At 50.2% G+C, this 24043-nt stretch carries 20 protein-coding genes; 11 read left to right on the top strand and 9 right to left on the bottom strand.

Annotation, left to right across the window (positions count from 1 at the left end):
- Positions 1 to 107 precede the first annotated feature (107 nt).
- Positions 108 to 917, bottom strand: coding sequence for a histidinol-phosphatase (locus MUG84_RS19535; RefSeq protein ID WP_244727927.1), 810 nt, complete (start codon positions 915 to 917; stop codon positions 108 to 110).
- 36 nt (positions 918 to 953) lie between these two features.
- A complete protein-coding gene (locus tag MUG84_RS19530) occupies positions 954 to 1856 on the bottom strand; it encodes a LysR family transcriptional regulator (RefSeq protein WP_244727925.1) in 903 nt (300 codons plus the stop codon).
- A gap of 401 nt (positions 1857 to 2257) precedes the next feature.
- Between MUG84_RS19530 and MUG84_RS19525 the strand changes: the two genes are divergently transcribed.
- The 5 genes from MUG84_RS19525 to MUG84_RS19505 all read left to right on the top strand — a co-directional run bounded on the left by MUG84_RS19525 (position 2258) and on the right by MUG84_RS19505 (position 7181).
- Positions 2258 to 2716 (top strand): chemotaxis protein CheX, encoded by a 459-nt coding sequence (locus tag MUG84_RS19525; protein ID WP_244727923.1) that lies wholly within the window; start codon positions 2258 to 2260, stop codon positions 2714 to 2716.
- A gap of 110 nt (positions 2717 to 2826) precedes the next feature.
- Complete coding sequence (locus MUG84_RS19520) at positions 2827 to 3600, top strand: SDR family NAD(P)-dependent oxidoreductase (protein ID WP_244727921.1); 774 nt, start codon at positions 2827 to 2829, stop codon at positions 3598 to 3600.
- Between the two features lie 160 nt (positions 3601 to 3760).
- Entirely contained in the window at positions 3761 to 5173 is a 1413-nt protein-coding gene (locus tag MUG84_RS19515; RefSeq protein ID WP_244727918.1) for a DEAD/DEAH box helicase, read from the top strand.
- Between the two features lie 38 nt (positions 5174 to 5211).
- The gene (locus MUG84_RS19510; RefSeq protein ID WP_244727916.1) at positions 5212 to 5958 is read left to right on the top strand and encodes an ABC transporter ATP-binding protein; all 747 of its coding nucleotides are present in this window, start codon (positions 5212 to 5214) and stop codon (positions 5956 to 5958) included.
- Between the two features lie 2 nt (positions 5959 to 5960).
- Entirely contained in the window at positions 5961 to 7181 is a 1221-nt protein-coding gene (locus MUG84_RS19505; RefSeq protein ID WP_244728242.1) for an ABC transporter permease, read from the top strand.
- Positions 7182 to 7285: 104 nt separating this feature from the next.
- Here MUG84_RS19505 and MUG84_RS19500 read toward each other — a convergent pair whose 3' ends face one another.
- The 3 genes from MUG84_RS19500 to MUG84_RS19490 all read right to left on the bottom strand — a co-directional run bounded on the left by MUG84_RS19500 (position 7286) and on the right by MUG84_RS19490 (position 9658).
- Positions 7286 to 7420: a YjcZ family sporulation protein gene (locus MUG84_RS19500; RefSeq protein WP_244727914.1), complete on the bottom strand. Its 135-nt coding sequence runs from the start codon at positions 7418 to 7420 to the stop codon at positions 7286 to 7288.
- Between the two features lie 127 nt (positions 7421 to 7547).
- Complete coding sequence (locus tag MUG84_RS19495; protein WP_244727911.1) at positions 7548 to 8849, bottom strand: aminotransferase class I/II-fold pyridoxal phosphate-dependent enzyme; 1302 nt, start codon at positions 8847 to 8849, stop codon at positions 7548 to 7550.
- Between the two features lie 149 nt (positions 8850 to 8998).
- On the bottom strand, positions 8999 to 9658 hold the full coding sequence (locus tag MUG84_RS19490) for a pyridoxamine 5'-phosphate oxidase family protein (RefSeq protein ID WP_244727909.1): 660 nt from the start codon (positions 9656 to 9658) through the stop codon (positions 8999 to 9001).
- 125 nt (positions 9659 to 9783) lie between these two features.
- Between MUG84_RS19490 and pdxR the strand changes: the two genes are divergently transcribed.
- The 4 genes from pdxR to MUG84_RS19470 all read left to right on the top strand — a co-directional run bounded on the left by pdxR (position 9784) and on the right by MUG84_RS19470 (position 14125).
- On the top strand, positions 9784 to 11235 hold the full coding sequence (gene pdxR, locus MUG84_RS19485) for a MocR-like pyridoxine biosynthesis transcription factor PdxR (RefSeq protein ID WP_244727906.1): 1452 nt from the start codon (positions 9784 to 9786) through the stop codon (positions 11233 to 11235).
- A gap of 48 nt (positions 11236 to 11283) precedes the next feature.
- Entirely contained in the window at positions 11284 to 12069 is a 786-nt protein-coding gene (locus tag MUG84_RS19480) for an AraC family transcriptional regulator (RefSeq protein ID WP_244727904.1), read from the top strand.
- 178 nt (positions 12070 to 12247) lie between these two features.
- Positions 12248 to 13258, top strand: coding sequence for a phosphotransferase enzyme family protein (locus MUG84_RS19475; protein WP_244727902.1), 1011 nt, complete (start codon positions 12248 to 12250; stop codon positions 13256 to 13258).
- Between the two features lie 12 nt (positions 13259 to 13270).
- Entirely contained in the window at positions 13271 to 14125 is an 855-nt protein-coding gene (locus MUG84_RS19470) for an SDR family oxidoreductase (RefSeq protein ID WP_244727899.1), read from the top strand.
- Here the strand turns inward: MUG84_RS19470 and asd are convergent, their stop codons facing one another.
- The 4 genes from asd to MUG84_RS19450 form a co-directional block, all read right to left on the bottom strand.
- Positions 14126 to 14932, bottom strand: coding sequence for an archaetidylserine decarboxylase (gene asd / locus MUG84_RS19465; RefSeq protein ID WP_244727897.1), 807 nt, complete (start codon positions 14930 to 14932; stop codon positions 14126 to 14128).
- Positions 14933 to 15153: 221 nt separating this feature from the next.
- On the bottom strand, positions 15154 to 15441 hold the full coding sequence (locus MUG84_RS19460; RefSeq protein WP_244727895.1) for a hypothetical protein: 288 nt from the start codon (positions 15439 to 15441) through the stop codon (positions 15154 to 15156).
- 4 nt (positions 15442 to 15445) lie between these two features.
- The gene (locus MUG84_RS19455; protein ID WP_244727893.1) at positions 15446 to 15745 is read right to left on the bottom strand and encodes a DUF2089 family protein; all 300 of its coding nucleotides are present in this window, start codon (positions 15743 to 15745) and stop codon (positions 15446 to 15448) included.
- A gap of 263 nt (positions 15746 to 16008) precedes the next feature.
- Positions 16009 to 17091, bottom strand: coding sequence for a YheC/YheD family endospore coat-associated protein (locus MUG84_RS19450; protein ID WP_244727891.1), 1083 nt, complete (start codon positions 17089 to 17091; stop codon positions 16009 to 16011).
- A 317-nt stretch (positions 17092 to 17408) separates the two neighbouring features.
- Between MUG84_RS19450 and MUG84_RS19445 the strand changes: the two genes are divergently transcribed.
- Together MUG84_RS19445 and MUG84_RS19440 are read left to right on the top strand one after the other, a co-directional pair.
- Positions 17409 to 22922 carry a WIAG-tail domain gene (locus tag MUG84_RS19445; RefSeq protein WP_244727889.1) on the top strand — a complete coding sequence of 1838 codons (5514 nt, stop codon included), beginning with the start codon at positions 17409 to 17411 and terminating at the stop codon, positions 22920 to 22922.
- Between the two features lie 214 nt (positions 22923 to 23136).
- The gene (locus MUG84_RS19440; protein WP_244727887.1) at positions 23137 to 23958 is read left to right on the top strand and encodes a glycosyltransferase family 2 protein; all 822 of its coding nucleotides are present in this window, start codon (positions 23137 to 23139) and stop codon (positions 23956 to 23958) included.
- Positions 23959 to 24043 lie beyond the last annotated feature (85 nt).

The following is a 24043-nucleotide window of genomic DNA, read 5'->3' as shown; positions in this document are numbered from 1 at the left end:
CTAACAGAGACCGGGTACACTTATTACATGACCCCCTTTTTGAAAATATAAATGATGCTTTAGGACCCGCACGTGACGGGTCCATTTTTTTTTGTGTATGAAACGTCCTACAGCGGTACGCCGTGCTTTTGTTTGTTTTTATAATATACCCATTCGGTAAAACCGATTGTCTTCAGCCGCTCAGCGACCTGATTGAACTCATCCGCCACGCGTTCCGGTTTATGCGCATCGGAGCCGAATGTAACGTCTACGCCAAAATGAAATGCCCGCTCGAGAATGGCATCCGACGGATACCATCCGCCGCTCAGCTTTGTTTTCCCTGACGTGTTGATTTCGATCGCGATGCCGTTCTCAGCGATAACCTGAAGCGTTTCATCGAGAATACGTTCAGTCATGATACCAGAGAATGAGGGATAGTTTCCCTTCATGGCGTCGATATGCCCCAGGATTTGAAACATGCCGCTCCGGGCCGAATCCTGAATAAGCCGGTAATAATCCTCTTTCACCTCGATATGCTGCTTCTCGTTCAAGCTCTTCCAGCGGTTTTTGTTGAAAATGCTGACTCCGCCGACGCTGTGTACCGAACCGATGATGTAATCAAAAGGATGTTGCGTTAGAACCTTGCGGTAGGCTTCCACATGATCGGGAAAATAATCGGATTCGATGCCGAGCAGAACGTCGATTTTGCCTTCGTATTCTTTTTTTAGCTCGAGGACTTCCTGAACGTAGCGGACGAGCTCGGACTTGCCCATCGCAATACGCGGAAAGGCTTGATCTTCTTTTTCCCCGAAATAAGGAGTATGGTCAGATATGCCGATTACCTGTAGACCTGCTGCGATGCCGGCTTCAATATAATCACGGATGTTACCGTCCGCGTGTCCGCAGCGGAAATGGTGGGTATGCATATCAAATTTCATAATAAAGTCTCCTTCCCTCAGGTATGGATGTGCATTTTATTCAGAGCTGATGAACTGGTTTTCCGGCATACCTTTGAGGTCGCTCAAAAACTGCTGCATGGCTGAATTGAGGTATTTACCGGATTTGTATATCAAGCCAACCGGATGACTGACTTCAAGTTCCCTTAGCTGAATGATTTTGAGCGTGCCGTGGCGGAGTTCGCTTGCAACCGATTGCTTGGACATAATGGCGGCGCCGAGGTCGATTTCGACCATACGCTTGATTTCTTCGCTGCTGGACAGCTCCATGACAACGTTAGGAGCAACGCCATGCTTCTTGAAAATATCATCCGAAAAGCGTCTTCCGACGGTATCCTGCGATAGCAGAATCAGAGGCATATCCTGCAGCACATCCATGGAAACCGTCGTTTTTTTGGCAAGCGGGTGGCGCGGCGAGACGATAAGCTCGAAAGTATCATAATAAAGCACCGATGTCATTAAATTGGGGTTGCGCTCTATTAAATAACCGATTCCAACATCGATTTGTCCATTTTCCACACTCGTGTAAATTTGTGAAGAAGCCATGGATTGGATCGAGGTTTTAATGAGTGGAAACTGATTCTGAAAATAGGAGAGCACTCTGGGTAAAATTTGAATGGCAATGGAGGTCGTTGTGCCAAGGACGATATGTCCCTGAGGAATATGCTCCAAATCGGACAAACGCTGTTTGAGCTCCTCTACAACGGTTAGAATCCGTTCGGCATGTTCGAGAAACACCTCTCCGCGGTCGGTCAGTGTAACCGGTTGGCTCCTGTCGACCAGAACGGTTTTGAACTCGTCCTCCAGGCTCTTGATTTGGGCGGATACGGCAGGCTGGGTCAAATTAAGCAGTTCCCCGGCTTTGCGGAAACTCATTGTCTTTGAGATAGTAATCAGTGTCTCCAGTTGACTGATGTTCATGCAGTTCCTCCTTAGACCTTGTTTGTTCCCGTGCAACAGAGTTTCGAGCATATATATATCCTTTAATTATATGGGATTCGGAAAGTCACGGCAATGGAAGCTGCGTGCTTTAGTGTGATAAAGAAAATGTGCGAAAATAATTTAAAAATAGATTCTACAAAAAATGTCATGGTATTCAAATTTATAACTAAAGTACCGATATATTTATCAGGTTTTTGTATTCTCGTCTTCCTAAATAGGAAAAAAGAATCGTTTATTAGGGTATTTATGCCCTTTGTTCAAAAACCGATTGTGAATTATTGGTGATTTATTTAAGGCTTTAACGTATAATTGTCTCAAAGAGAAATGGGACTTTTGGAGCGTGTATTGCAAATTTACGGTGTAAGGGGTGATTATTAGCAATGAAAGCGGAGGTTATCAATCCTTTTCTGGAATCCGCACGGCTTGTGATTGAGCAGGTCATCCAGGTATCGCCTTCGACAGGAAGCCTGGGAATCAAGAATGTAGAGTTAATTCAGGACCATATATGGATACAAATCGGAATGACCGGACAATTGAGCGGAAATGTAATATTCGGCATTCATGAGCATGTTGCTTTGCGGATGGTATCCGTCATGATGGGAGGTTATGTGCTTACCGAGATGGACGAGATGGGTCAAAGCGCCATTTCGGAGCTTGGCAACATGATCAGTGGCAACGCAAGCACCATATTGTCCAATCGGGGAGTAAACGTCGACATTACGCCGCCTAAAGTTGTGAAAAGCGAACAGGTCACATCTTTCCTTCCACAAAAGGCGCTCAGTATCCCTCTCTTAATGGATGGTATCGGAGAACTGGATATTCAGGTTATGATTTCATAATAGGAAGCATTTTCTCGAAGTTTTCCTTCCAATATATTAAAATAGGGGTATCGATACGTGCAGCCCAGGTGATGGGAATACTAGCGCGTCCCTTGGGAGGAAATGAAATCATGCTCAAGAATAAAGTGGTTGTTATCACGGGAGCATCAAGCGGAATCGGCCTGCTGACCGCCCAGATGCTTAGCGGCGAGGGAGCGGTTCCGATTCTGGCAGCGCGCTCGCAAGGCAAGCTGGCCGATGCCTCGGGCAGAATAGCCGGCAAACATGAAATCAAAGTGGTGGATGTGACCCAGGATGACCAGGTGAAGCAGATGATGGACGAAGTCATTCAGGCCTACGGCCGGATTGATATCTTGCTGAACAATGCAGGTTACGGAAAGTTCGAGAACGCGGTGGATATGCCCGCAGATGAATTTCAGCGTATGATGGAAGTCAATTATATGGGTACCGTACGCTGCACGAAGGCTGTGCTGCCTCATATGCTTAAACGCCAGAGCGGTCAGATTGTGAATATTGCTTCCATGGCAGGTAAGATTGGTACGGCAAAATCGACGGCCTATACGGCAACCAAGCATGCGGTGCTTGGTTTCAGCAACGCCCTGCGCCAGGAGCTGAGGAAGACGGGAATTACCGTGTCTACCGTTAATCCAGGACCGATCGATACGCCTTTTTTTGATATCGCGGATCCATCGGGCGGTTATGTGAGCAATGTGAAGTGGCTGATGATGAAGCCTGAGCATGTAGCACGCAGAATTGTCCAGCTCATGAAGACAGGCAGGGAAGAGCTGAACCTCCCGTTAAAAGCGGCTGCAGCTATGCGTTTATACCAGCTGTTTCCGCGCCTTTCGGACAAAATTACATACCGGATGATGAATAAAAAATAACAGCCCGGCTCCAGATGAGCCGGTTTTTTGTTGCGCAGAAAGCGGCTGATTCGGTTTTTTTGAATTAATTTTTGGTGCGGCGGCTCTTTTATCATATAATGAATAGTAATGACTTAAAGTGATATTCAAAAAGTACCTCTTATATAAAGGATGGAATAGAATGACAACTTCATTTACAGCGCTAGGCATCGAGCAGTCTCTGGTCGACGGCCTGTCGGAATACGGAATTACGGAGCCAAGCCCCGTACAAGCGGAGGCCATTCCGGCTATTTTGAAAGGAGCGGACGTACTGGCCCGCTCGCAGACAGGAACAGGGAAGACGCTTGCCTATCTGCTGCCTATACTGCAAAGCATAAACGCCGAACTGAATTCGCCGCAAAAGCTGGTGATTGCACCGACGCAGGAGCTGGCGATGCAGATCGTCAGAGAAGGCGAAAAATATGGACAAACGAGAGGCATTCAGGTACTTGGCCTGATCGGTGGGGCTGCCCTCAAACGCCAGGTGGAGAAGCTGAAGCTGCATCCGCAGCTTATCGTGGGAACACCGGGCAGAGTTCGGGAGCTCATCGAGGCCCGCAAGCTGAAAATGCATAACGTGGGTACGATTGTCGTGGACGAAGTGGATCAGGTATTCCAGCTTGGCGGAGCAGGCGACGTAGACCGGATTCTCCGCAGCGCCCTGCGTGATCGGCAGCTGGTCTTCTTGTCGGCGACGGTTAGTCAGGAGACGGCTGCGCTGGTCAAACGGGAAATGCGAGGTCCGGTGGAGATCGGCATCGATCCAGACCAGTCGACAGCGAAGGGGCTGGAGCATTTTTATTTTGCCGGCGACGAGCGGGATAAGATGGAAAACCTGCGCAGAGTGATCCGTCATTATAATCCAAAGAAGACCATAGTTTTCGTCAACCAGACGGAAACGATTGCAGAAGTGCAGTCGAAGCTGAATTACATGGGATTGTCGGCTGATGCTCTGTATGCGGATGCGGATAAGCTTATCAGAAGCCGGGTGCTGAGTGCCTTCCGGAGCGGCAAGTTCAAGGTACTGGTTGCCAGCGACGTTGCGGCCCGCGGCCTGGACATTGAAGGTCTCGAGATGGTTGTGAATTATGATCCCGCACTCGATTCCGAGCATTATGTTCACCGGGCTGGCCGTACTGGACGGATGGGACGGAGCGGCCTCGTCATATCACTGGTGACGAACCGGCAGATTTTTATCATGAACAAGTTTGCGAAGGAGCTCGGCATCTCACTGGAAGAGCGCAGACTGTACGGCGGCAAGGTACTGGAGCCAAAAGCGGCATCCAAGATGCAGGGGCAGCCGGCACGGCGGAAGCCTGAAGGTACAGAGCAGGGTGCCAAGGCATCCGTTTCAGTGGAAGGTGGCTCGACGAAAGGCTCGATAAAGAGCCGTCCAAACAAGGAAGAGAGCCTCAGAACAGCCGGACCGGCTAAGACCAAGAACGAGCCATTCCGCGGAGGCAAGCCGTCGGAACGTCAGAGCCGCAGCGAACGGGAGCGGGAACGGAAGAACAAAGGCGCTCCGAAGTGGCTTAAAGATAAGAAACGTCCTTAAGGGTAAGGGCGAATTACGGATTTCATGGAGGTGAGGCAATGAACGGCAATACGGTGCTGGATATACAGGGTTTAAGCGGGGGTTATAGCTTGAACCGCCCTGTGCTGCACGATATTTCCTTTCAGGTGAATCCCGGCGAAATGGTCGGACTGATTGGCCTGAACGGCGCGGGAAAAAGTACAACCATGAAGCATATTCTCGGTCTGATGAATCCCCAGAAAGGGGAAATCCGGGTACAGGGCAAGAAGAGGGAAGAGGATTCCGAAACCTATCACGGTTCACTTGCTTTTGTTCCGGAATCACCGCTTTTATATGAAGAAATGACCGTTCGGGAGCATTTGGAATTTACCGCAAGAGCTTACAATGTCACGCGCGGAGATTATGAAGAGCGTGCCGACAGGCTGGCGCGGATTTTCCGGATGCAGGACAAGATGGACAGCCTTTCAACGCATTTGTCCAAAGGGATGCGCCAGAAGGTGATGATTATGTGCGCGTTTGTGGCCAGGCCCTCGCTCTATATTATTGACGAGCCATTTCTGGGGCTAGATCCGCTTGGCATTCGCTCCCTGCTGGATTTCATGGTGGAATTGAAGGAAGGCGGTTCTTCCATTTTGCTGAGCTCCCACATCCTGTCCACCATTGAGAATTACTGTGACCGATTTATCGTGCTGCACCAGGGGAAAGTGATTGCCCAGGGAACGCTGCAGGATATCGCCGTACAGGCAGGTACTAATGGGGCTGGACTGGAAGATATGTTCTATACCCTTGTGCAAGGCAGGGATTGATGATGGATCTGACGAAGCTTAGGGCTGAACGCCGCAGCCGGTTTTGGGGAAAAGAAGTGCTGCCATATATCGGCTATGTCATTCAGAGTGGAGTGGCTGTTCTGCTGTTGTTTATGCTCATCGCATTTGCGGCTTGGTACACTTCGCTGGTTCAGCATATTCCCACAGGTCTTCCCATCCGCTGGATCATGCTGATCATATTCGTCCCGCTGACGGTGAATAGCAGCTTCAGAACGTATCTGCAGCCGGCGGACATCGTATTCCTGCTTCCACAGGAATCCAACATGAATCGTTATTTTAACGCAAGCTGGATCAGCGGTGTGGTATATAAGCTGCTGGGGCTTGCTCTCGTATTTTTGATTTCATGGCCGCTTTATGTCCGCAGCGATGAGCATCCCAAAAACTTTTGGCTATTCCTGCTCGTATTGATCGCGCTGAAGCTGCTGGCTAGCTACGGCTGCTGGAAAGAGCTCCGAATGGTATCACGGCGTGCATCAATGGCTTACCGTTTTCTTCGTTACGTCATTCTGGCGCTCTTCTTGGCCGCATGGCTGTGGCAGCCGGCAGGAAGAAGCGTGATCTTTATGGTGCTGCTTGCAGCCACTTACTTCGCGGCTTTGCGCATTCCCGCCAAGCATCTTGTGGCATGGGAAAGATTGATTGCGCAGGAGAAGATACAGAGCGGCCGCGTTCTAATGATTCTGGGTTGGTTCGTCAGCGTATCAGGAAGACAGCAGCGCATTTATTCGAGAAAATGGCTCTCCTGGGCCGGCAACCGTACCCCATGGAAACCGCAAACTGCTTATCGGTATCTTCTGATGAAAAGTTTTGTGCGAAGCGACATACTTGGCATCGTACTGCGGGCAGGCATTCTTGGAGCGCTCCTCGTCTGGTGGAACCGGAGTGGTATGCTTGGCATCGGCATTTATTTGTTCTTTGTTTTCGTGGTAGGCGTGCAGCTGACTTCGCTTCTGCGTTATCACAGCGAATCATTTTGGCTGCATGTATATCCGATCCCGCCCGGAAGCCGCCGCATAAATGCGATCGGACTAGCTTTTCAGATCCAGCTGCTGTTTGCGGTGCTGATGTGGCTTCCGCTGCTGGAAGCGGGTGTAGCCCAACTGGGTTCCGTATTCATGACGCTGGCGGGCGGTGTCATTCTCTGCCTGCTGTTCCGCTACTTTGCGGGGCGGAAGAAAACAATCGATGATGACGACGAGTAGATATGATGCATCGTATACGCATGCATATATAAAAAGCAGAAGACCGGGATGGCCCGGCCTTCTGCTTTTTAGATTTCAACTGATACGCGCTACCTGAGGGTTCATCAAATCCAGAAAGAACGAGTGATGATAACCAGGAGGATGAAGAGAACCAGGATTGCACCAGTGTTAGTGAATAATCCATGATGATGGTGGCAACAACCGTATCCACCGTATGCGCCTCTTACTTCTTCGCTCATTGTTCATTCCCCTTTGCAATGGATTGTTTTTGTTACACCGTATCTTATGTCTAGGGGAAAGACTGTGCTTGGGCAATCACCCGTTCCTTCGAAAAAATCAATGATATATGATTACAGGCATTTCTTACTATTTATTCTTCAGATCCTGAATGCCCTGATACACCAGATCAAAGAGTTCTTCCAAATATTCTTCCTCGATGCAGGAGAAGGCAACGCGAAGATCATGCTCTCCAAGCGCGATTGTTCCGACTCCATATTGATATAGGATATGCGTGCGCAGCTCTTCGGCGGATACATCCTTCAGCTTCAGGCACATGAAATAACCGGAGTTAAAAGGATAATATTCCCACACGTCGTTGTATTTCCCGCTGTCGAGCAGAGCCTTAACCTTGTTGGCACGGCCCTTCATGATCTGGAATTTCTCTTCCTTCTGTGCTAGGAACTCAGGCGATTTAAGCGCTTCGAGCACGAAAGTTTGGGAAGGATGGGCGCCGCTCGAAATGGTAGCGCGGATAATGCCAAGTGTTTTTTGCTCGAGTGCATGCAGCACTTCCTTGCTTTCAGAAGCATAGGTGATGAAGCCGACGCGGAAGCCCCATACGAATTCTTCTTTGGTAGCGCCGTCGACTTTGACAGCGAGCACCCGCGGATGGAGGTCCGCCAGCTTGCCGAACAGGGATTCCTTCAAGGAGTCTTCAAAGAACAGTCCGAAATAGGCGTCATCCGTTACCACAACGACGTTGATGCCGGCTTCCGCAGCTTCTTTGATGGCAGCGACAATCTCATTGCCTTCCGTTAGGCCCGGCGTGTAGCCAGTAGGGTTATTCGGGAAGTTGAGGATGACGATTGCTTTGCCTTTGTCCTTTTGGGCGAGCAGTGCTTCGCGAAGACCCTGGCTGTTAAACGTCATTTCATCAGTGAAAAGCGGGTAGTTTACGATTTCCGCATGACGGCGGATGCCGAAAGTCAGCTCGTAGTTCTCCCAGTTTTTATCGGGGTAAATGACAGCGTCCCCTTCATTGACGAACAGGTCTGCAACCACACTCAGGCCATGTGTCAGCGCGTTGGTGACGATCGGGCTGCTCAGGGATTTTTCGCGCAGGGAAGGGTTCTCCTCTCTCATCTTGGCAAGCCAAGCGGTCCGGAGCTCAGGCTTGCCTGCAGGCGGAGCGTACGGGTACAGATCCTTCGGCTGGAAAGCGGAAAGCTTGCTTTGAATCACGTCTAGATGCATCGGGATGCCGCCTTCAGTTGCAATACCGATTGTGGCATTGTACTTTTTGGCATGTCCGGAGGCTTCTGCAGACTGGCTCAAAATGCCTTCCTTTGGAAAATAGATTTCCTTGCCCAGCGTGGACAGCATGTCATACACATGCGGGTTGCCGGTTTTAACGCCTTCGTTCAGTTGTTCAGCAAGTGGGTTTAACATTTCTTCCATCCTTCCAAGTCGGTTGTAATGTCAGGACTTTTTTGTAAAATCCTCATGTAAGGTTTTCCGTTTTAACTGCCTAACATTATATCACTTGAAGCTGAAACCGTCACGGAAAAGGAGCTTTTTGCCACTGAAAAAAAAGTGGCTCAATCATCGTATTTGGCAGCCTCGGCGTCCTTGTCCGATTTCCTATTTCGGCTGATGGGGATGCTGTTTCGTACATGCTGCGCGGTTTCCGCATCTCTCTTTGCGCCGCGGGCTTCGAGCCCGCACAGGACCTGTTCACGCTTGCCCTCAGTCAGGTTCTGGCCAAATTTGAATTTGGCGCTGATATGGTCCGTTACGATTTTGACCACGGCTACATTGCGGAGCCTCGAGGCGTACACCGGATTAGAAGCATCGACCTTATCATAACCCCCTTCCGGTTGCAGCTTCTTCATAAGAAGGGTAAAGGCAGCAGCTTTCTCCTCCAGATCTTGGACCACTTCGGCACGGCCGCTTGCTGTTACGCTTTTGAAGAAGGAAGTCGCCGGACAGGCGAGGCTTGGATCGGTAAAATAGGATGGGATCACGGCATACTCATCAGCGACGCTGAAGCTGACGTAAGGATAGGCTTTGATATGCTCCATCTTCTCGCCAATCCGGCTGCCGTGGAAATAGAAAATTCCTTTATCATACACATAATTCAAGGGAGTGACACGAGGACGTCCGTCTTCTCCGATGGTACCGAGAAAGCCAAAGCTCATGCCGAATAAAAACTCATGGATTTCCTGTTCTTCGTCAATGCTGAATTCCTTTCTTCTCACTTTAGGTTCCCCCCCACTTCTGTTTATGTGTTGTTGACAGCATAACGGAGACATTGACAAGGAAAAAGATCCAATTTAGATTAAAATTTATAGTCCAATTTATGCAGAGAAAGGGGCAGTAGGACATGGAACTGACGCTCCATATGGAAGCTTATCTCGATAAATACCGCTTCAAGTATTTGGCGATGTATCATGCCTTGAGAGAAGCGATCCAGGACGGGCGTGTTCCTGGGGGCACGAAGCTGCCTTCGACCCGTGAGCTCGCAGAGCAATACGGATTATCCCGGGGAGCGGTGGCTCAGAGCTATGACATGCTGCTGGCGGAAGGTTATGTGCATGCGGAAGCAGGCAGGGGAACCTTTGTCACGCATGCAGGCTATTCGCCTCTGCCAATCGGGCAAATCAAGGATACACCCGTGAAGCTCTCGGACTGGGGCGAGCGGCTGCTCCAGCTGCCGCAGACTTCTGCAGATCCGGTGGAGCGGACGGAAATCAGCTTTATTAATCAGCCGCTAGGCATGGACCGTTTCCCGTATAAGGAGTGGCGGAGCGCTCTGTCCTATGCCGGAGGCCGCAAAGGCACTAGTTTGCAGCAGAAAGCTCCCCCAGAAGGAGATTGGCAGCTGCGCGAGGCGATCGCCTCCCATTTGCGTATTACACGCGGCATTATGGCCAGGCCAGAGCATATCGTTCTGTTTAGCGGCTCGATGCAGGGGATCGTGCTGCTGTTCCAGCTGCTCATGAATGATGGGGAAACGGCTGTGGTGGAGAATCCGGGCTTTCACGGGATCCACAGAGCCATCAAGGCATGTGGGGGGGAAATCATTCCGGCAGCTGTTGACCGTCAAGGAGTCCAGCCGGAGGACTGGGATGCAGGAATTCTCTTCGTAACTCCAAGCCGTCAATATCCGACGGGAGCGGTGCTCAGCCTTGAGCGGCGTCGCCAGCTTCTGGACTGGGCACAGCGGCATAATGCGGTCATTATTGAGGATGATTATGACAGTGAATTCCGATTTGGTGGCAGGCCGATCGAGCCGCTTAAGGCGCTGGATACCGAGGAACGGGTGATCTATATCGGTTCCTTCTCTCAAACCATGTTCACGGGACTCAGGCTGGGTTACGCGGTCCTGCCGGAAGGACTGGTGGCAGCTACCGTGCGGGCCAAATCGCTGTATGATCCGATGTCTCCAGGGGTATTGGAGCAGCGGGCGCTTGCCAGATTTATGGCCAAAGGAGGGTATATGAGGCATTTGCGGCGTTTGACTCGGGTTTACGGGGCAAGGTATCGGCATTTTACGGCCCTGATGAAGGAGATGACTGGTGATCTATTTGAAATGATGCCGGGCGACGCTGGGCTGCATGTCTACGCGGAGTGGCGAAGATCGCCAGGGGAATACGCTGCCTTCTGTGAAGCCGTACATCGGAGGGGGATCAGCTTCCGGGATGCTCGGGTGTACCGGCTGGATGAAGGTCCCCCTGCAGCGTGCTTTGGCTTTGCCCACCTGGAAGAGGATCAAATGATTGAAGGGATCCGCAGAATGGCCGCCGCATGGAGGGATGTGCAAAATTTGTCGTGAAAGAGTATTATAAATGTTGAATTTATAAAAAAAAGGGGGAATGACGACATGCTGCATGCGTCGCCATCTTCTTTTCAAATACTGCCTTCACTTGCGAAGATTGTATGCGAGCCGGGGTGGAAATGGCAAAAGCGCGAGAAGGCGCTAGAAAACTATGATCTATTTTATGTTTGGAGTGGAGAAGGGACGGTCATTCGCAATGAGGAGTCCTTTGAGGTCGGCAAGGGCAGCTGCTTTTTGTTCAGGCCCGGTGACCACACAAGCGCGACCCACAATCCGCAGAAGCCGCTGGTACTTACATACAGCCACTTCAGAATATCCGAACCAGTGAGCGAGGTACCGCTGCCTTACCGTCGTTTGACGGACACTGTTGATTTTGAATACATGCTTGCCAGATACGTCAGGCTGTTTCTTGTTAATACATTTGCTGCTAGGGAAGAAGGCCAGCTGATTCTGAAGCAGCTTATGATTCATTTGCTGCGGCATGATCGCGAACAGCCGGAGGAGAAGAAGGTGAGCAACCAGCTGACCGAGGCTATCAACGAAATTGCGAACTATGTTCAGCAGCATCCCGGCAAGCCTCACCGGGTTGAGGATCTGGCGGCCCGTGCCGGTCTGTCGCCGCGTTATTTTTCCATCAAGTTCAAGGAACTGATCGGAACGCCGGTGCAGTCCTATATTATCCGGGCAAGGATCGAGCGCGCCCAGCACCTGCTGCTGCATGCGGGCATGAACGTGACGGAAGTGGCGGATGCACTAGGGTACCGCGACATCTTTTTCTTCAGCAGGCAGTTTAAGCAGTATACAGGGAAGAAGCCTTCAGAAATCCGCTAAAATTTATAAATACTTTATACAAAGGCAGCACGGGTACAGAAAAGCCGTGTCTGCTTTTTATATTTTTAGATAGTTATATGCGAAAGACGCTATGGCGCAAAATCGATCCTACTTGCACCAAATATGTTATTCTACCATTACAGCCACAATACAGATGTTGAGAAGGAGGCTTTAACGAATGAACGAGGCATTTAACGCAGATACGGAAGACAGCCGAAGACTGCTGCTGGTTCAGGCAGAAGCAGCTTTAATGGCTGCGCTTGAGCACTATGATTTGCATGAAAAGGATCTTTCTTTCCTTCAAGTTTCAGACCACGTGACTTATAAAATTGAAGATGAAGCGGGCAATTCCTATCTGCTACGTATTCATCCGGGATCGGCGCTAGCTAGGGAAATTTCATCGGAAATGGAATGGCTCGATGATTTATCGGGAAGCCATGGACTTACAGTGCCGACAGGAGTCAAAAACCACGAAGGCTCTTATGTGACCGAGGTAGAGACTGACCGGGGACGAAGATGGAAAGTGTCGGTGCTGAGATGGATCGAAGGAGAGCACTGGGAAGGGAATTTCAGCGAGAGCCAGGTCCGGCAAATGGGGATCCTCCTGGCCCAGATTCATCAGGCGGCACGGGCTTTTCAGCCTCCGGCGGATTTTAACAGGCCTACCTGGGCAACTGAGCTGTTCGAACAGGAAGTGGACAGGCTGAGAAAGCATTACCACAGCTTCCTGATAGCGGATGAATTCGGCCTATACGAGCAGGCAGCTAGCAAAGTTACAGCTCATATGTCCGAAATGCGCAGGGATGGGGAATCATTCGGGATGATTCACGCTGATTTCCACAATGGGAATCTGGTATTCAAAGACGGTGAGCCTTATCCTATCGATTTTGGACGCTGTGGTCTCGGTTATTATAAATACGATTTGGCGCAGGCTTTCGTCGGCTTGTATCCAGGGCAGCGGCAAGTCTTTCTAGAGGGCTATGAGAGCCTCCTGCCTCATCCTTCCCATACTGACAACATCCGTGAACTGGAAACCTTTTTTATCAAATCGCTGATTGAAAACCAAAGCTTCCATGCCCCGCATCCATGGGAAGCGGCAGAGCTGCGGGAGAGCAAGCCTTACAGTCTGGCGCTGATCCGTCATTACCTAGACGGGAAGCCTTTTCTATTCAACGCTATTCCTGTGTAAGGAGGGAAGAGGATGAGATCATTGCAGGATGAACCTGTTGCTCTGGTCACCGGCAGCTCCAGCGGATTCGGACTGCTGATATGCATCGAGCTGGCACTTCGGGGTTTCGTCGTGATTGCAGGTATACGGAGAATGGAAACGGCCGGAAAGGTGCTGGAAACAGCGGAGCAGGCAGGCGTACATACCCGAATTCGCACAGTCCAATTGGATGTGACCCAAGACAGCGATGTAAAGCAAGCCGCAGCATACATCAAGGATCAATTCGGTCGTTTGGATGTACTTGTGAACAATGCCGGTACGGCATACGGGGGCTTTATTGAGGAAGTACCTGCCGAGGTATGGCTGGAGCAGATGAATACGAATTTTCACGGGATGGTGCGTATGACGCAGGCTGTGCTCCCCTTGATGCGGGAGCGGCGAAAAGGCCGGATCATCCAGATGAGCAGCATCAGCGGCCGGATCGGGTTCCCGGGCTACGGCCCGTATGCTTCCTCGAAATTCGCCGTGGAAGGCTTTAGTGAATGTCTCGCGCTAGAAACCGAGCCTTTTGGCATTGATGTGGTCATTGTGGAGCCGGGGGCTTATGGAACACCGATTTGGGAAAAGGGATTTACCCAAATGAGCACGACAAGTGGCCTGCCTTATCAGGCGATGCTGGACAAGGTGCTCGCATTCTCGCAAAAAAGCGCACAGCAAGGAGGCGACCCCAGGGAGGTCGCCAGGCTGGTCGCGCATATTGCCTGCTTGAAGCGTCCGGCTTTCCGTTATGCGCTGCCGAGGAGCACACGGCTTACAATCAGAGCCAAGGCAGCGCTGCCGGGGCGTCTATTTCAGAAGATTATGGCTTCCGTACTCGGGCGGTCGTAGTTATCCTTGGGTGCCGGAGAGCGGAGAGTGAAGTGTTCCAAGAAGGTGTCCCATCTTCACCTGATCGCCGGATTTTAAATCAGACCGCGGGGTAAAGGTTCCGTCCTGCATCAGCAGCACAACGGTCGAGCCAAACTCGAAATAAGCCAAATCCTCGCCGTTCTTAAAGCGAGACACGGACTCGTTATTGTAGCGAATGCTGCTCACGTTCATAGCACCGACCTTCACGACAGCCACTTCGCCGTATTCGCCGGCGATATAAGTAATCAGCCGCTCATTGCGGCATAACACCGATTTCATCTGGGTCATCCCGAATTCATTCACCGGATAGGCTCGTCCTTTAATATGCTCGCTTTCCGTACGAACTCCTGTAATCGGGGAATGGATGCGGTGGTAATCTGTCGGACTCAGATATAACACGAAGAAATATCCGTGCTTGTACAGCTCCAAATGGGGGGAGAAGTTCAGCAGCTCCGCCACGGAGTAGTCCTGTCCCTTAACGTTCAGGATCGTCCCCGTGTTGATGTCACCCATCGCTGTAATTTTGGCGTCAACCGGGCTTGTCAGCACGTTTGGGCCTTCCTCGACAGGGCGCATGCCCGGCTTAAGCCGGCGTGAGAAAAACTCGTTCAGCGTCCGGTATTCATGCAGTTCTTTCTCCGCTTCATGGGCGGGGATTTGGTAGTTTTTTATGAAAACAGGGATAATTCCCCGGCTGAGCCTGCTGTGCGAGAAGCGTCCCATCATTGAAGAAAGCCACTTTCTCGAGGAGAGCTCTGTCATGAGTCTCAGAATTTTTTTTGCCATGCTTAATCTCCCTTCGGATGGTGCTATGATGATCTATATGCTTAACGTTCTTAGCCGTCTGTTAGTTGCAGAAAATCATGCGGTCCTTAATCGAATTTTGACAAATGCTGTTTTTGAAACACTCTGAAATATATTGACATAGAATACCGTTTTAAGCAATAACGATAGGTAAGTGACAAGACTGCCGAATATTTTTTAGCCCAACGGACAAGAAGCTGTTGTTAGCGAATATCCAGGGCATTCATTTTATCAAGTTCTTTTTGCTGTCTCTTCCGGTAAGCCGTTCTTCCCTCAACCCATATGATGAGATGGATCAGCAAGTACATGGCATATGGAGCTATATTTTTGTATGTAACAGATAAGTCGAAATTCATAAATACAACGATGGAACTAATCAATACAACGACGGGGATAATTCCTCCCCAACCCCATGAACTCCTGCTTGATGCATATCTCCCTAAAATCAATAATCCGATTAGAACGATCCACAAGATTATTTTGATCCACATGATGCTATTCCCCCTGCTTTTCTTTTTTATAATATTCAATGATTTGTTTGGCTGTATCCAAGTCGATTTTGGAGTCGACAGCCAGTTTGCTGATAAACATCGTAAACGGTTCATTCTCTTGTTGATCGCCAATCATAATTTTTTGGATTAATTTATCGAGCCGCAACCGAACCGTTGGATAGGATACATTGTAGATTTTGGCGATTTCTTTGAGAGAACCCGAATGCAGGATGAAATTTTTAATAAAAGCTAGATCCTCATTTTCCAGTGACAATACCCATTGTGGAATCTTATCCTTTTCCATTTTACTACCTCCTCATGATGTGACTTTAATAATATTTATTATAATTTCAATAAAATTAAAGTCAATACTAAAACAAATATAATTATTGTTCAAGATTATAGAAATTATAAATTCTATAATCGCAAGAAAAACTTCCGCTAAACGCGGTCTGTCTTCTTTGAAAGTACGTCGATAGACGTTTTTCTTATAAAAGTGGGATAATGAAATAAAAAAACCGTCCAGACAAGAATCGTTGGACGGTCCTTTGATGTACAAACTCAGAGTCAGAGATTGAATAAATAACGGGCGTAAGCCATAGGCTGGCGGTAACTTTCCTTCCATAGCTCTTGCAGGCCGGCTTTGTAGAAGCCATAACGCTGGTCGCGTCCGTTGCATTCGATAAAATAAGGCTTCGCTGCTGTTGAAAGACCGATATCCAGACCGAAATCAGCCGCATTGGGAAGATGCTGTTCGAGCATTTCGACTATACGTAGGGCCAGCTTAGATACGTCGGCTATGATCGAATCGGCGGACAGATGTGGAAGGCTTTCGCTCAGGACGGTTTCGACAGACATTGCTCTGCCTCCCTGAGCGACATTCGAAACGAAGGTGCGCGGGGAAGCTGCCTTGGCGTACATGCCCGTAATGCTCCAGCTTCCATTGATTCCCCGTTGAACGGAAACGCGCAGATCATAGGGACGGTCTCTGTGCTCCGCCAAGTGAATTCGCTCTTGGACGAGATAGGGAACCACGGCTAGGCGTTTTCGAAGAACGGCAGGGAGCGTATTTTGTCGTAGGGCGACCGTCTTCCAGCCATAGGACCTCCCGCTCGGCGAATAGGTAAGCTTCCAGCCGGAATCGGAATGATGCATCCGCAGTATGCCGCGACCGATGCTTCCGGCGCAGGGCTTGATAATAATATCATCGAAATGCCTCATCATTTCTTCAATGGAAGCGGGTGTGGCTTTTTTGGTTTCCGGCAGATGGAGTAAAAGCAGTGGATCCTTTTGGAGCAGCTGGTGAATTTCATCTTTTCCGTAACGGTTGAAGCCGTTGAATATAACGTAACCCCGACTTAGAAGAGACTCCACTTTATGTTGCGAACCTGCATCCAGATAGATGGCACGATTATGAATGACATGCGGCAGGGGGATGCGGGCAAGACTGTAAATACCGTTCCTGAGCACATAGGCTGTGCATTGTCCACTGTTCATATCGATGTCCTGAAGCCGAATGTAACATGGAATCAGACCGTAAATGCGGGCGGCTTCCTCGTAATTAGCAAGGGATTCCTGGCCGGTTCTTCCATATGGTATTCCCCGGTGCATGGCCGCATTCAGCAGAATTCCAACATAAGAATACCACACATTGCACCCCTCCTTGCCTGGCTGATCGCCGTCACTCAAGCGCCGCACCGCGCGGGGAACTTAGCAGATGGCTCACATTTGGTTATATAGTCTATGCGGCCGGGTCTGAACAAGTATGGGACGTTGTCCATCCGATTGGAGCCTATTTTTGAACTCGGGCAGGCAGGACGTTTGCGGGCAGCACAGTCATTTCAATAGAAGCATACAGCAGCGCGGGTGGCATGAAATGATGCAAAAACTGGCTCTTCAGTGACAATGGCCTACTCTGACGCATATGATGCCTTAGGACGATAGGGTCAGGAAGGGAGCGAAAGTGTTTGAAAAAGAAGGTTAAGAAACGGCCCGAAAAGGAAAAGGCTGTTAAACGTCTTTATTTTGTGGATGACCCCAATTTGCATGAGCTCGAGATGATTCATAAGCCAACACCAGATAAGTCAACACCAGATAAGTCAACACCAGATAAGTCAACATCAGCTAAGTCAAACCAGAATACGAATCTTCAGATTCGCTCAACTGCCACGGAGATCATATCGGAAGGAGAAATCTCTCAAACTGAAGCAGTGGTTGGGAATGATTATGAAGAGGGGAATGAAGACACCGCTGATGCCATAACTGAAGAAGCCGTCGAGGATTATCGTCTGCCGCTGCAGGTGATAGAGGAAAAGCTCGGGGAAAAAAAGCTGCCGGAAACGACACGGCCCTTTATTTATACTCAAGATTTGAGTGACGGTGCTGTGGTTACATCTAAAATAGCCCCACGCGCTGTGGATTCTTCCAGACTGAAGCCTGGTGCAGTCGATAGCGAAGCCATTGCCGACTATGCCGTTTCTCATATCCATTTGCAAAACGGCGCCGTTACGGCCTCTAAAATTGCCCCGTATTCGATTACGGAGGAGCATTTGGTTGATAACGCAATCAGTGGGAACAAGCTAAGGGATTACTCGATTAGCGGAGAAAAAATTCGTGAAGGCAGCATTTCATCCGCCAAACTTCAAGACCAGGCCATTTCATCGGATAAATTTGCAAATGGTTCTATCCGCTCGCGGCATCTTGCTGAACTTATTATTTCGACCGAGTTAATACAAGAAGAGGCTGTCACCAAGGAGAAAATTGCAGGTTCGAGCGTACAGACACATCATCTGGTGAACGAAGCGGTTGACACCTCTAAGCTGGCGGACGGTGCAGTGACTGCTTCGAAAATTCGTGACGGTGAAATTACCGGAGAGAAGATCAGAGAGCACTCCATTGATGGAAAGCATCTGCGCAGTCAATCCCTAACGGGAGATTTGTTTGAAAATAAGACCATAGGAAGTGAGCAAATCGCAGAGGGAAGCATTGGTTCTCTCCAACTCGAACATGATTCTGTGAGTGGCAGTCACATTCGGCAGGGAGCCATAACTTCAGATAAAATTGCGCCTTTAGCAGTTACAGGGATGCATTTTGCGGAAGGGTCCATCCTGGGGAGAAATATTGGTGCAGGCGAAATCACCGCAATCCACATCGCCGATTTCAGCATCAGTTCTGTCAAACTGGAGGAACAGTCAATCGGTACAGCTCACATTGTGGAGCAGACCGTAACTTCATCCAAAATTGCGGACCAGAGTATTCTTCCAAGCAAAATTGCCAATGAAGCAGTTCAAACGAGGCATCTCGCTCAGGGCTCGGTGCAGGCGGGACAAATCGCACCGGAATCGGTGGCGGGAGAGCATATCCGGTATGGGACAATTCATGGAAATCACCTGACAGAGAACAGTGTAGGGTCCAGGCATTTGCAACAGTCTTCCATTTTGGGCAAACATCTAGCCCCGCGTGCCTTGGAGGAAAAACATATTGCAGGAGGAGCCGTTGGATCCGGCCAGTTGCAGTCTGCCTCTGTTACAGCAGAGAAGCTGGCCAAAAACAGTGTTACAGGTGAAAAGCTGGCGTTGCGATCTGTCGGAGGCGACATTCTCGCCGTGGATGGCATTGGGGGCGAACATATCCGGTCAGATGCTATCGAAAGCCAGCATTTGGCGAATCATAGCGTAGAGTCGGAAGCTATAGTGGATGATGCGGTCTCATCCCGTCATATCCGAAATGGAGCCATTTCGGCTGAACATCTGCAGCGGGGAATTATCAGTACTGAAATTCTCGGCAAGGACTCGGTTACCTCCGAACAGCTTGCTGCAGGAAGTATTCTTTCCAAACATTTGAACGCATCTATTGTATCGTCGACCCATCTGGCCAATCATGCTGTGACCTCAGTAAAGCTGTCACCCGAGTGCGTTGCTACGGACAAAATCCAGGATCTGGCCGTTACAGTCAGCAAACTGGCGGATGGCAGCGTCTCGTCATCCAAAATCGCTAGAGGGGCTATAGGCAAAGAGCATGTCGCCGAAGGAGCTGTGCATCCCCTTGCCATTGAAAATGGAGCGGTCAAATACCAGCATCTGGCTGCAGCATCGGTGGGAACGGAGCAGCTTCAGCCTGAAAGCATTGAGGGACGCCATTTGACAGAAAGCTCTGTATCTGGTAGGGCGATTCAGGATGGAGCCGTAACACGCAATAAGCTTGCTTTCGAGTCGGTTGGTCCCCATCAGCTGACATCGGAGGCGGTGGCGGCTTATCATCTGCAAGCAGGCGCCGTACAGGAGCGGCATTTGGCGAATGATGCTGTAAACATAAGGCATCTGGCGACAGAGTCCGTGGGCAGCAGCCAACTTCAGGCGGGAAGCGTTACGGAGGAGCATTTAGCCTATGGCGCCGTATCGGCTGAAGCTTTGCAGGAAGAAGCCGTGACAGAGGATAAGATTGCACCGGGTTCGATAGGAAATGTTCACATCAAGCCTGATGGCATTGGAGGCGAACATATCCGGTCAGGTGCTGTCAGCAGCCGGCATTTGGCGAAGCAGAGCATAGAGTCGGAAGCTATAATGGATGATGCGGTCTCGTCCCGTCATATCCGAAATGGAGCCATTTCGGCTGAACATTTGCAGCGGGGAATTATTGGCACTGAAATCCTCGGCAATGACTCGGTTACTTCCGATCAACTTGCTGCAGGAAGTATTCAATCCAAGCATTTGAACGCGGCTATTATATCGCCGGCCCATCTGGCCAATCATGCAGTAACCTCAGTAAAGCTGTCACCCGAGTGCGTAGCTACGGATAAAATTCAGGATCTGGCCATTACTGTCAGCAAACTGGCGGAAGGCAGTGTCTCATCATCTAAAATCGCCACGGGGGCCGTAGGAAAAGAGCATATCGCCGAAGGGGCTGTACATCCCCTTGCCATTGAAAATGGAGGCGTCAGATTCCAACATTTGGCGTCAGAGTCCGTAGGAGCAGAGCAGCTTCGCCCAGAAAGCATTGTGGAGCGCCATTTGACAGAAGGCTCCGTATCAGGAGGAGCGATTCAGGATGGAGCCGTAACACGCAATAAGCTTGCTTTCGAGTCGGTTGGTCCCCATCAGCTGACATCGGAGGCGGTGGCGGCTTATCATCTGCAAGCAGGCGCTGTACAGGAGCGACATTTGGCGAACGAAGCTGTAAACATGCGGCATTTGGCAGCAGAGTCCGTAGGCAGCAGCCAACTTCAGGCGGGAAGCGTTACAGAGCAGCATTTGGCCTATGGCGCCGTATCGACTGAAGCTTTGCAGGAAGAAGCTGTGACAGCGGATAAGATTGCACCAAGCTCGATTGGAAATGTTCACTTCCAGCCGGAATCTGTAGGATCATCTCAATTGCAAGATAAGTCCGTACAAAAATGGCATATCGCTTCTGAAGCGATAGACTATATGCATCTGGCAGCTGAATCGGTCGGGGAAGAACATCTCCAGCCTGGCATCATTGGAGAGAAGCATTTGGCCAGTGGAGCGGTGACTACGGAAGCAATTAAGGAAGCTTCGATCACAGCGCTTCACATGGCTGCCGAGTCGGTTGGTTCCGAGCAGCTGGCATCGGAGGCGGTAGCGGCTTATCATCTGCAAGCAGGCGCCATACAGGAGCGGCATTTGGCGAATGAAGCTGTAAGCATGAGACATCTGGCAGCAGAATCTGTAGGCAGCAGCCAACTTCGGGCGGGAAGCGTTACTGAGCAGCATTTGGTAAGTGGCGCCATATCGACTGAAGCTTTGCAGGGAGAAGCCGTGACAGCGGAAAAGATTGCACCGGGCTCGATAGGAAATGTTCACTTCCAGCCACAATCTGTAGGATCATCTCAATTGCAAGATAAGTCCGTACAAAAATGGCATATCGCTTCTGAAGCGATAGACTATATGCATCTGGCAGCTGAATCGGTCGGGGAAGAACATCTCCAGCCCGGCATCATTGGAGAGAAGCATTTGGCCAGTGGAGCGGTGACTACGGAAGCAATTAAGGAAGCTTCGATCACAGCGCTTCACATGGCTGCCGAGTCGGTTGGTTCCGAGCAGCTAGCATCCGAGGCGGTGGCGGCTTATCATCTGCAAGCAGGCGCCGTACAGGAGCAGCATTTGGCGAATGATGCTGTAAACATGAGGCATTTGGCAGCAGAGTCCGTAGGCAGCAGCCAACTTCAGGCAGGAAGCGTTACTGAGCAGCATTTGGTAAGTGGCGCCGTATCGGCTGAAGCTTTGCAGGGAGAAGCCGTGACAGCGGAAAAGATTGCACCGGGCTCGATTAGAAATGTCCACTTCCATCCGGATTCTGTAGGATCATCTCAATTGCAAGAGAAGTCCGTACAAAAACGTCATATCGCTTCTGGAACGATAGATTATATGCATCTGGCAGCTGAATCGGTCGGAGAAGAACATCTCCAGACCGGCATCATTGGAGAGAAGCATTTGGCCAGTGGAGCAGTGACTACGGAAGCAATTAGGGAAGCTTCGATCACAGCGCTTCATATGGCTGCCGAGTCGGTTGGAAGCGTCAATATTCAGCAGGATTCGGTGCGGTCCATTCATCTTCATGAAAAAAGCATACAGCAGAGGCATGTCGCCCCTGACGCCATCGTGCAACGCCATCTGGCTGCAGAATCGGTGGGAGTGGAGCAGCTTCAGCCTGGAAGCATTGAGGAACGCCACTTGACAGAAGGCTCCGTATCTGGAGGAGCGATTCAGGATGGAGCCGTAACGCGTGATAAGCTCGCTTTCGAGTCGGTTGGTTCCGAGCAGCTGACATCGGAGGCGGTGGCAGCTTATCATCTGCAAGCAGGCGCCGTACAGGAGCAGCATTTGGCAGATGATGCTGTAAGTATGAGGCATCTGGCGGCAGAGTCTGTAGGCAGCAGCCAACTTCAGGCGGGAAGCGTTATAGAGCAGCACTTGGCTGATGGCGCCGTATCAACCGAAGCTTTGCAGGAAGGAGCCGTAAGCAGTCGTCATCTTCAGGATCAATCTATCCAAGGACGGCATTTATCCCATCAATCGGTTTCAGCAGCCCATCTAGCCTTCGCCCCCGTCCAAAGTGCTTCCCATGAGCCGAGTATTCAGCAGTTCGGTGTCGCCTCTTTCCAAATCGGGGAAGGACAACATCAGGTTGAAGTACCAATCTCGCTACAGCAGCCATACCCAGGAAATCATTATGTGATCGTCGCGATGAGCAATCATCCGGATTTCTATGCTTACATGAAATCACAGCAGGAGGATACGGCGTTTATCGAAGTGGTGCGCCGCCAAGGTGAAGCTGAGACTTTTGGTTTACTTTCCTGGATTGCTGTTGGTTCAGTATTAGAGGCTGTTGATGGTTCGGAATTGGAAACTGCTGATGGTTCGGAATTGGAAACTGCTGTTGGTTCGGTATTGGAGACTGCTGATGGTTCGGAATTGGAGACCGAAGAAGTGTCGGAGGACCACCCGTTTACAGACCAACTGTAAGTTCGGGCTCAAGGTATTTCGAAACAACTACTTTTTAATCGCAAAAGGCATTATTAAAAGGCGCAGGATCTTTCCTGCGTCTTTACCTTTTCCTACAGATGATCTTCCGGATATGCTCCGGATTAGTACAAACGCCGCTTCCATTGCGATAACGGACACATACGATACACAAGGCAGCATCAGCCGTATCGAACAGGGGGGGGAGTATGCCTGCATGCACAAGCCATCCGGACGAAAGCGTAAATCACTTAGGAGACGAAAACGGAACCGCACGATAAGCTTTTGGGGACGCAGAAGCTGTGAGCACCCTGTCGTATCGGTCATTATTCCTGCGATGAATGAACAGAAGACAATTAGAGATGTCATCCGGGAAGCCTGGCAGGTTCATGAATCCACTGAAGTAATCGTTGTGGCCAATGGCTGTAACGACCGCACAGCAGAAATCGCACTAGCGATGGGAGCCCAAGTGCTGCAGTTTGACCAGCCGCTAGGACATGATGTGGGCAGAACCATTGGTGCTAAAGCATCCAAAGGTGAGGTACTGCTTTTTGTTGATGCGGATATGAGGATTAAATCACATTATCTGCGGCCCTTCGTAAACGCGGTATTGAAGGGTACAGATGTTGCACTGAACAGTTATCGTGGGCCGGTTCAACGCCGCCAGGTCCATCCCGTCATATTAGCCAAGCATACACTGAATACAATGCTAAAACGCTCAGATTTGCTGGGTGCCTCGTTGACAGCTGTCCCTCATGCCATGAGCCGACGTGCCGCTGACATCATTGGAATAAGCAACCTCTCCATTCCACCGCTTGCGCAGGCCATAGCGATCCATTCGAACCTTATAGTTTCCGCCGTTCATCATGTCCCCGTGGGCAGGCTGAACCGGAGAAGGGGCAAATCAAGCGGGCAGGATCTTTTACAGCAGGTGGTCATTGATGATCATTTACAGGCATTGAATTGGTACTTATCCCATACAGACCCAAGAGGTGGTCACAATGATCTCGGGCGGAAAAGAGAATGGGCAGGAAGGTGAGACAATTGAGCGGCAGAAAAGGCAGATCGGGACGTTTGGGCAGCCGGAGGAGTATAAGCAGAGTGAGGAGAAGGCCTCATTTGAA

The organism is Paenibacillus mangrovi, from assembly GCF_022898935.1.
Lineage (GTDB): Bacteria > Bacillota > Bacilli > Paenibacillales > Paenibacillaceae > Paenibacillus_AQ > Paenibacillus_AQ mangrovi.
This window is presented reverse-complemented; position numbering and strand designations above follow the sequence as displayed.

Coding starts and splice junctions, on each gene's coding strand:
- MUG84_RS19515 (WP_244727918.1), top strand. CDS start 3,761: ATGACAACTTCATTTACAGCGCTAGGCATCGAGCAGTCTCTGGTCGAC.
- MUG84_RS19535 (WP_244727927.1), bottom strand. CDS start 917: ATGAAATTTGATATGCATACCCACCATTTCCGCTGCGGACACGCGGAC.
- MUG84_RS19475 (WP_244727902.1), top strand. CDS start 12,248: ATGAACGAGGCATTTAACGCAGATACGGAAGACAGCCGAAGACTGCTG.
- MUG84_RS19510 (WP_244727916.1), top strand. CDS start 5,212: ATGAACGGCAATACGGTGCTGGATATACAGGGTTTAAGCGGGGGTTAT.
- MUG84_RS19470 (WP_244727899.1), top strand. CDS start 13,271: ATGAGATCATTGCAGGATGAACCTGTTGCTCTGGTCACCGGCAGCTCC.
- MUG84_RS19525 (WP_244727923.1), top strand. CDS start 2,258: ATGAAAGCGGAGGTTATCAATCCTTTTCTGGAATCCGCACGGCTTGTG.
- MUG84_RS19460 (WP_244727895.1), bottom strand. CDS start 15,441: ATGTGGATCAAAATAATCTTGTGGATCGTTCTAATCGGATTATTGATT.
- asd (WP_244727897.1), bottom strand. CDS start 14,932: ATGGCAAAAAAAATTCTGAGACTCATGACAGAGCTCTCCTCGAGAAAG.
- MUG84_RS19480 (WP_244727904.1), top strand. CDS start 11,284: ATGCTGCATGCGTCGCCATCTTCTTTTCAAATACTGCCTTCACTTGCG.
- MUG84_RS19520 (WP_244727921.1), top strand. CDS start 2,827: ATGCTCAAGAATAAAGTGGTTGTTATCACGGGAGCATCAAGCGGAATC.
- MUG84_RS19455 (WP_244727893.1), bottom strand. CDS start 15,745: ATGGAAAAGGATAAGATTCCACAATGGGTATTGTCACTGGAAAATGAG.
- MUG84_RS19500 (WP_244727914.1), bottom strand. CDS start 7,420: ATGAGCGAAGAAGTAAGAGGCGCATACGGTGGATACGGTTGTTGCCAC.
- MUG84_RS19495 (WP_244727911.1), bottom strand. CDS start 8,849: ATGTTAAACCCACTTGCTGAACAACTGAACGAAGGCGTTAAAACCGGC.
- pdxR (WP_244727906.1), top strand. CDS start 9,784: ATGGAACTGACGCTCCATATGGAAGCTTATCTCGATAAATACCGCTTC.
- MUG84_RS19440 (WP_244727887.1), top strand. CDS start 23,137: ATGCACAAGCCATCCGGACGAAAGCGTAAATCACTTAGGAGACGAAAA.
- MUG84_RS19530 (WP_244727925.1), bottom strand. CDS start 1,856: ATGAACATCAGTCAACTGGAGACACTGATTACTATCTCAAAGACAATG.
- MUG84_RS19505 (WP_244728242.1), top strand. CDS start 5,961: ATGGATCTGACGAAGCTTAGGGCTGAACGCCGCAGCCGGTTTTGGGGA.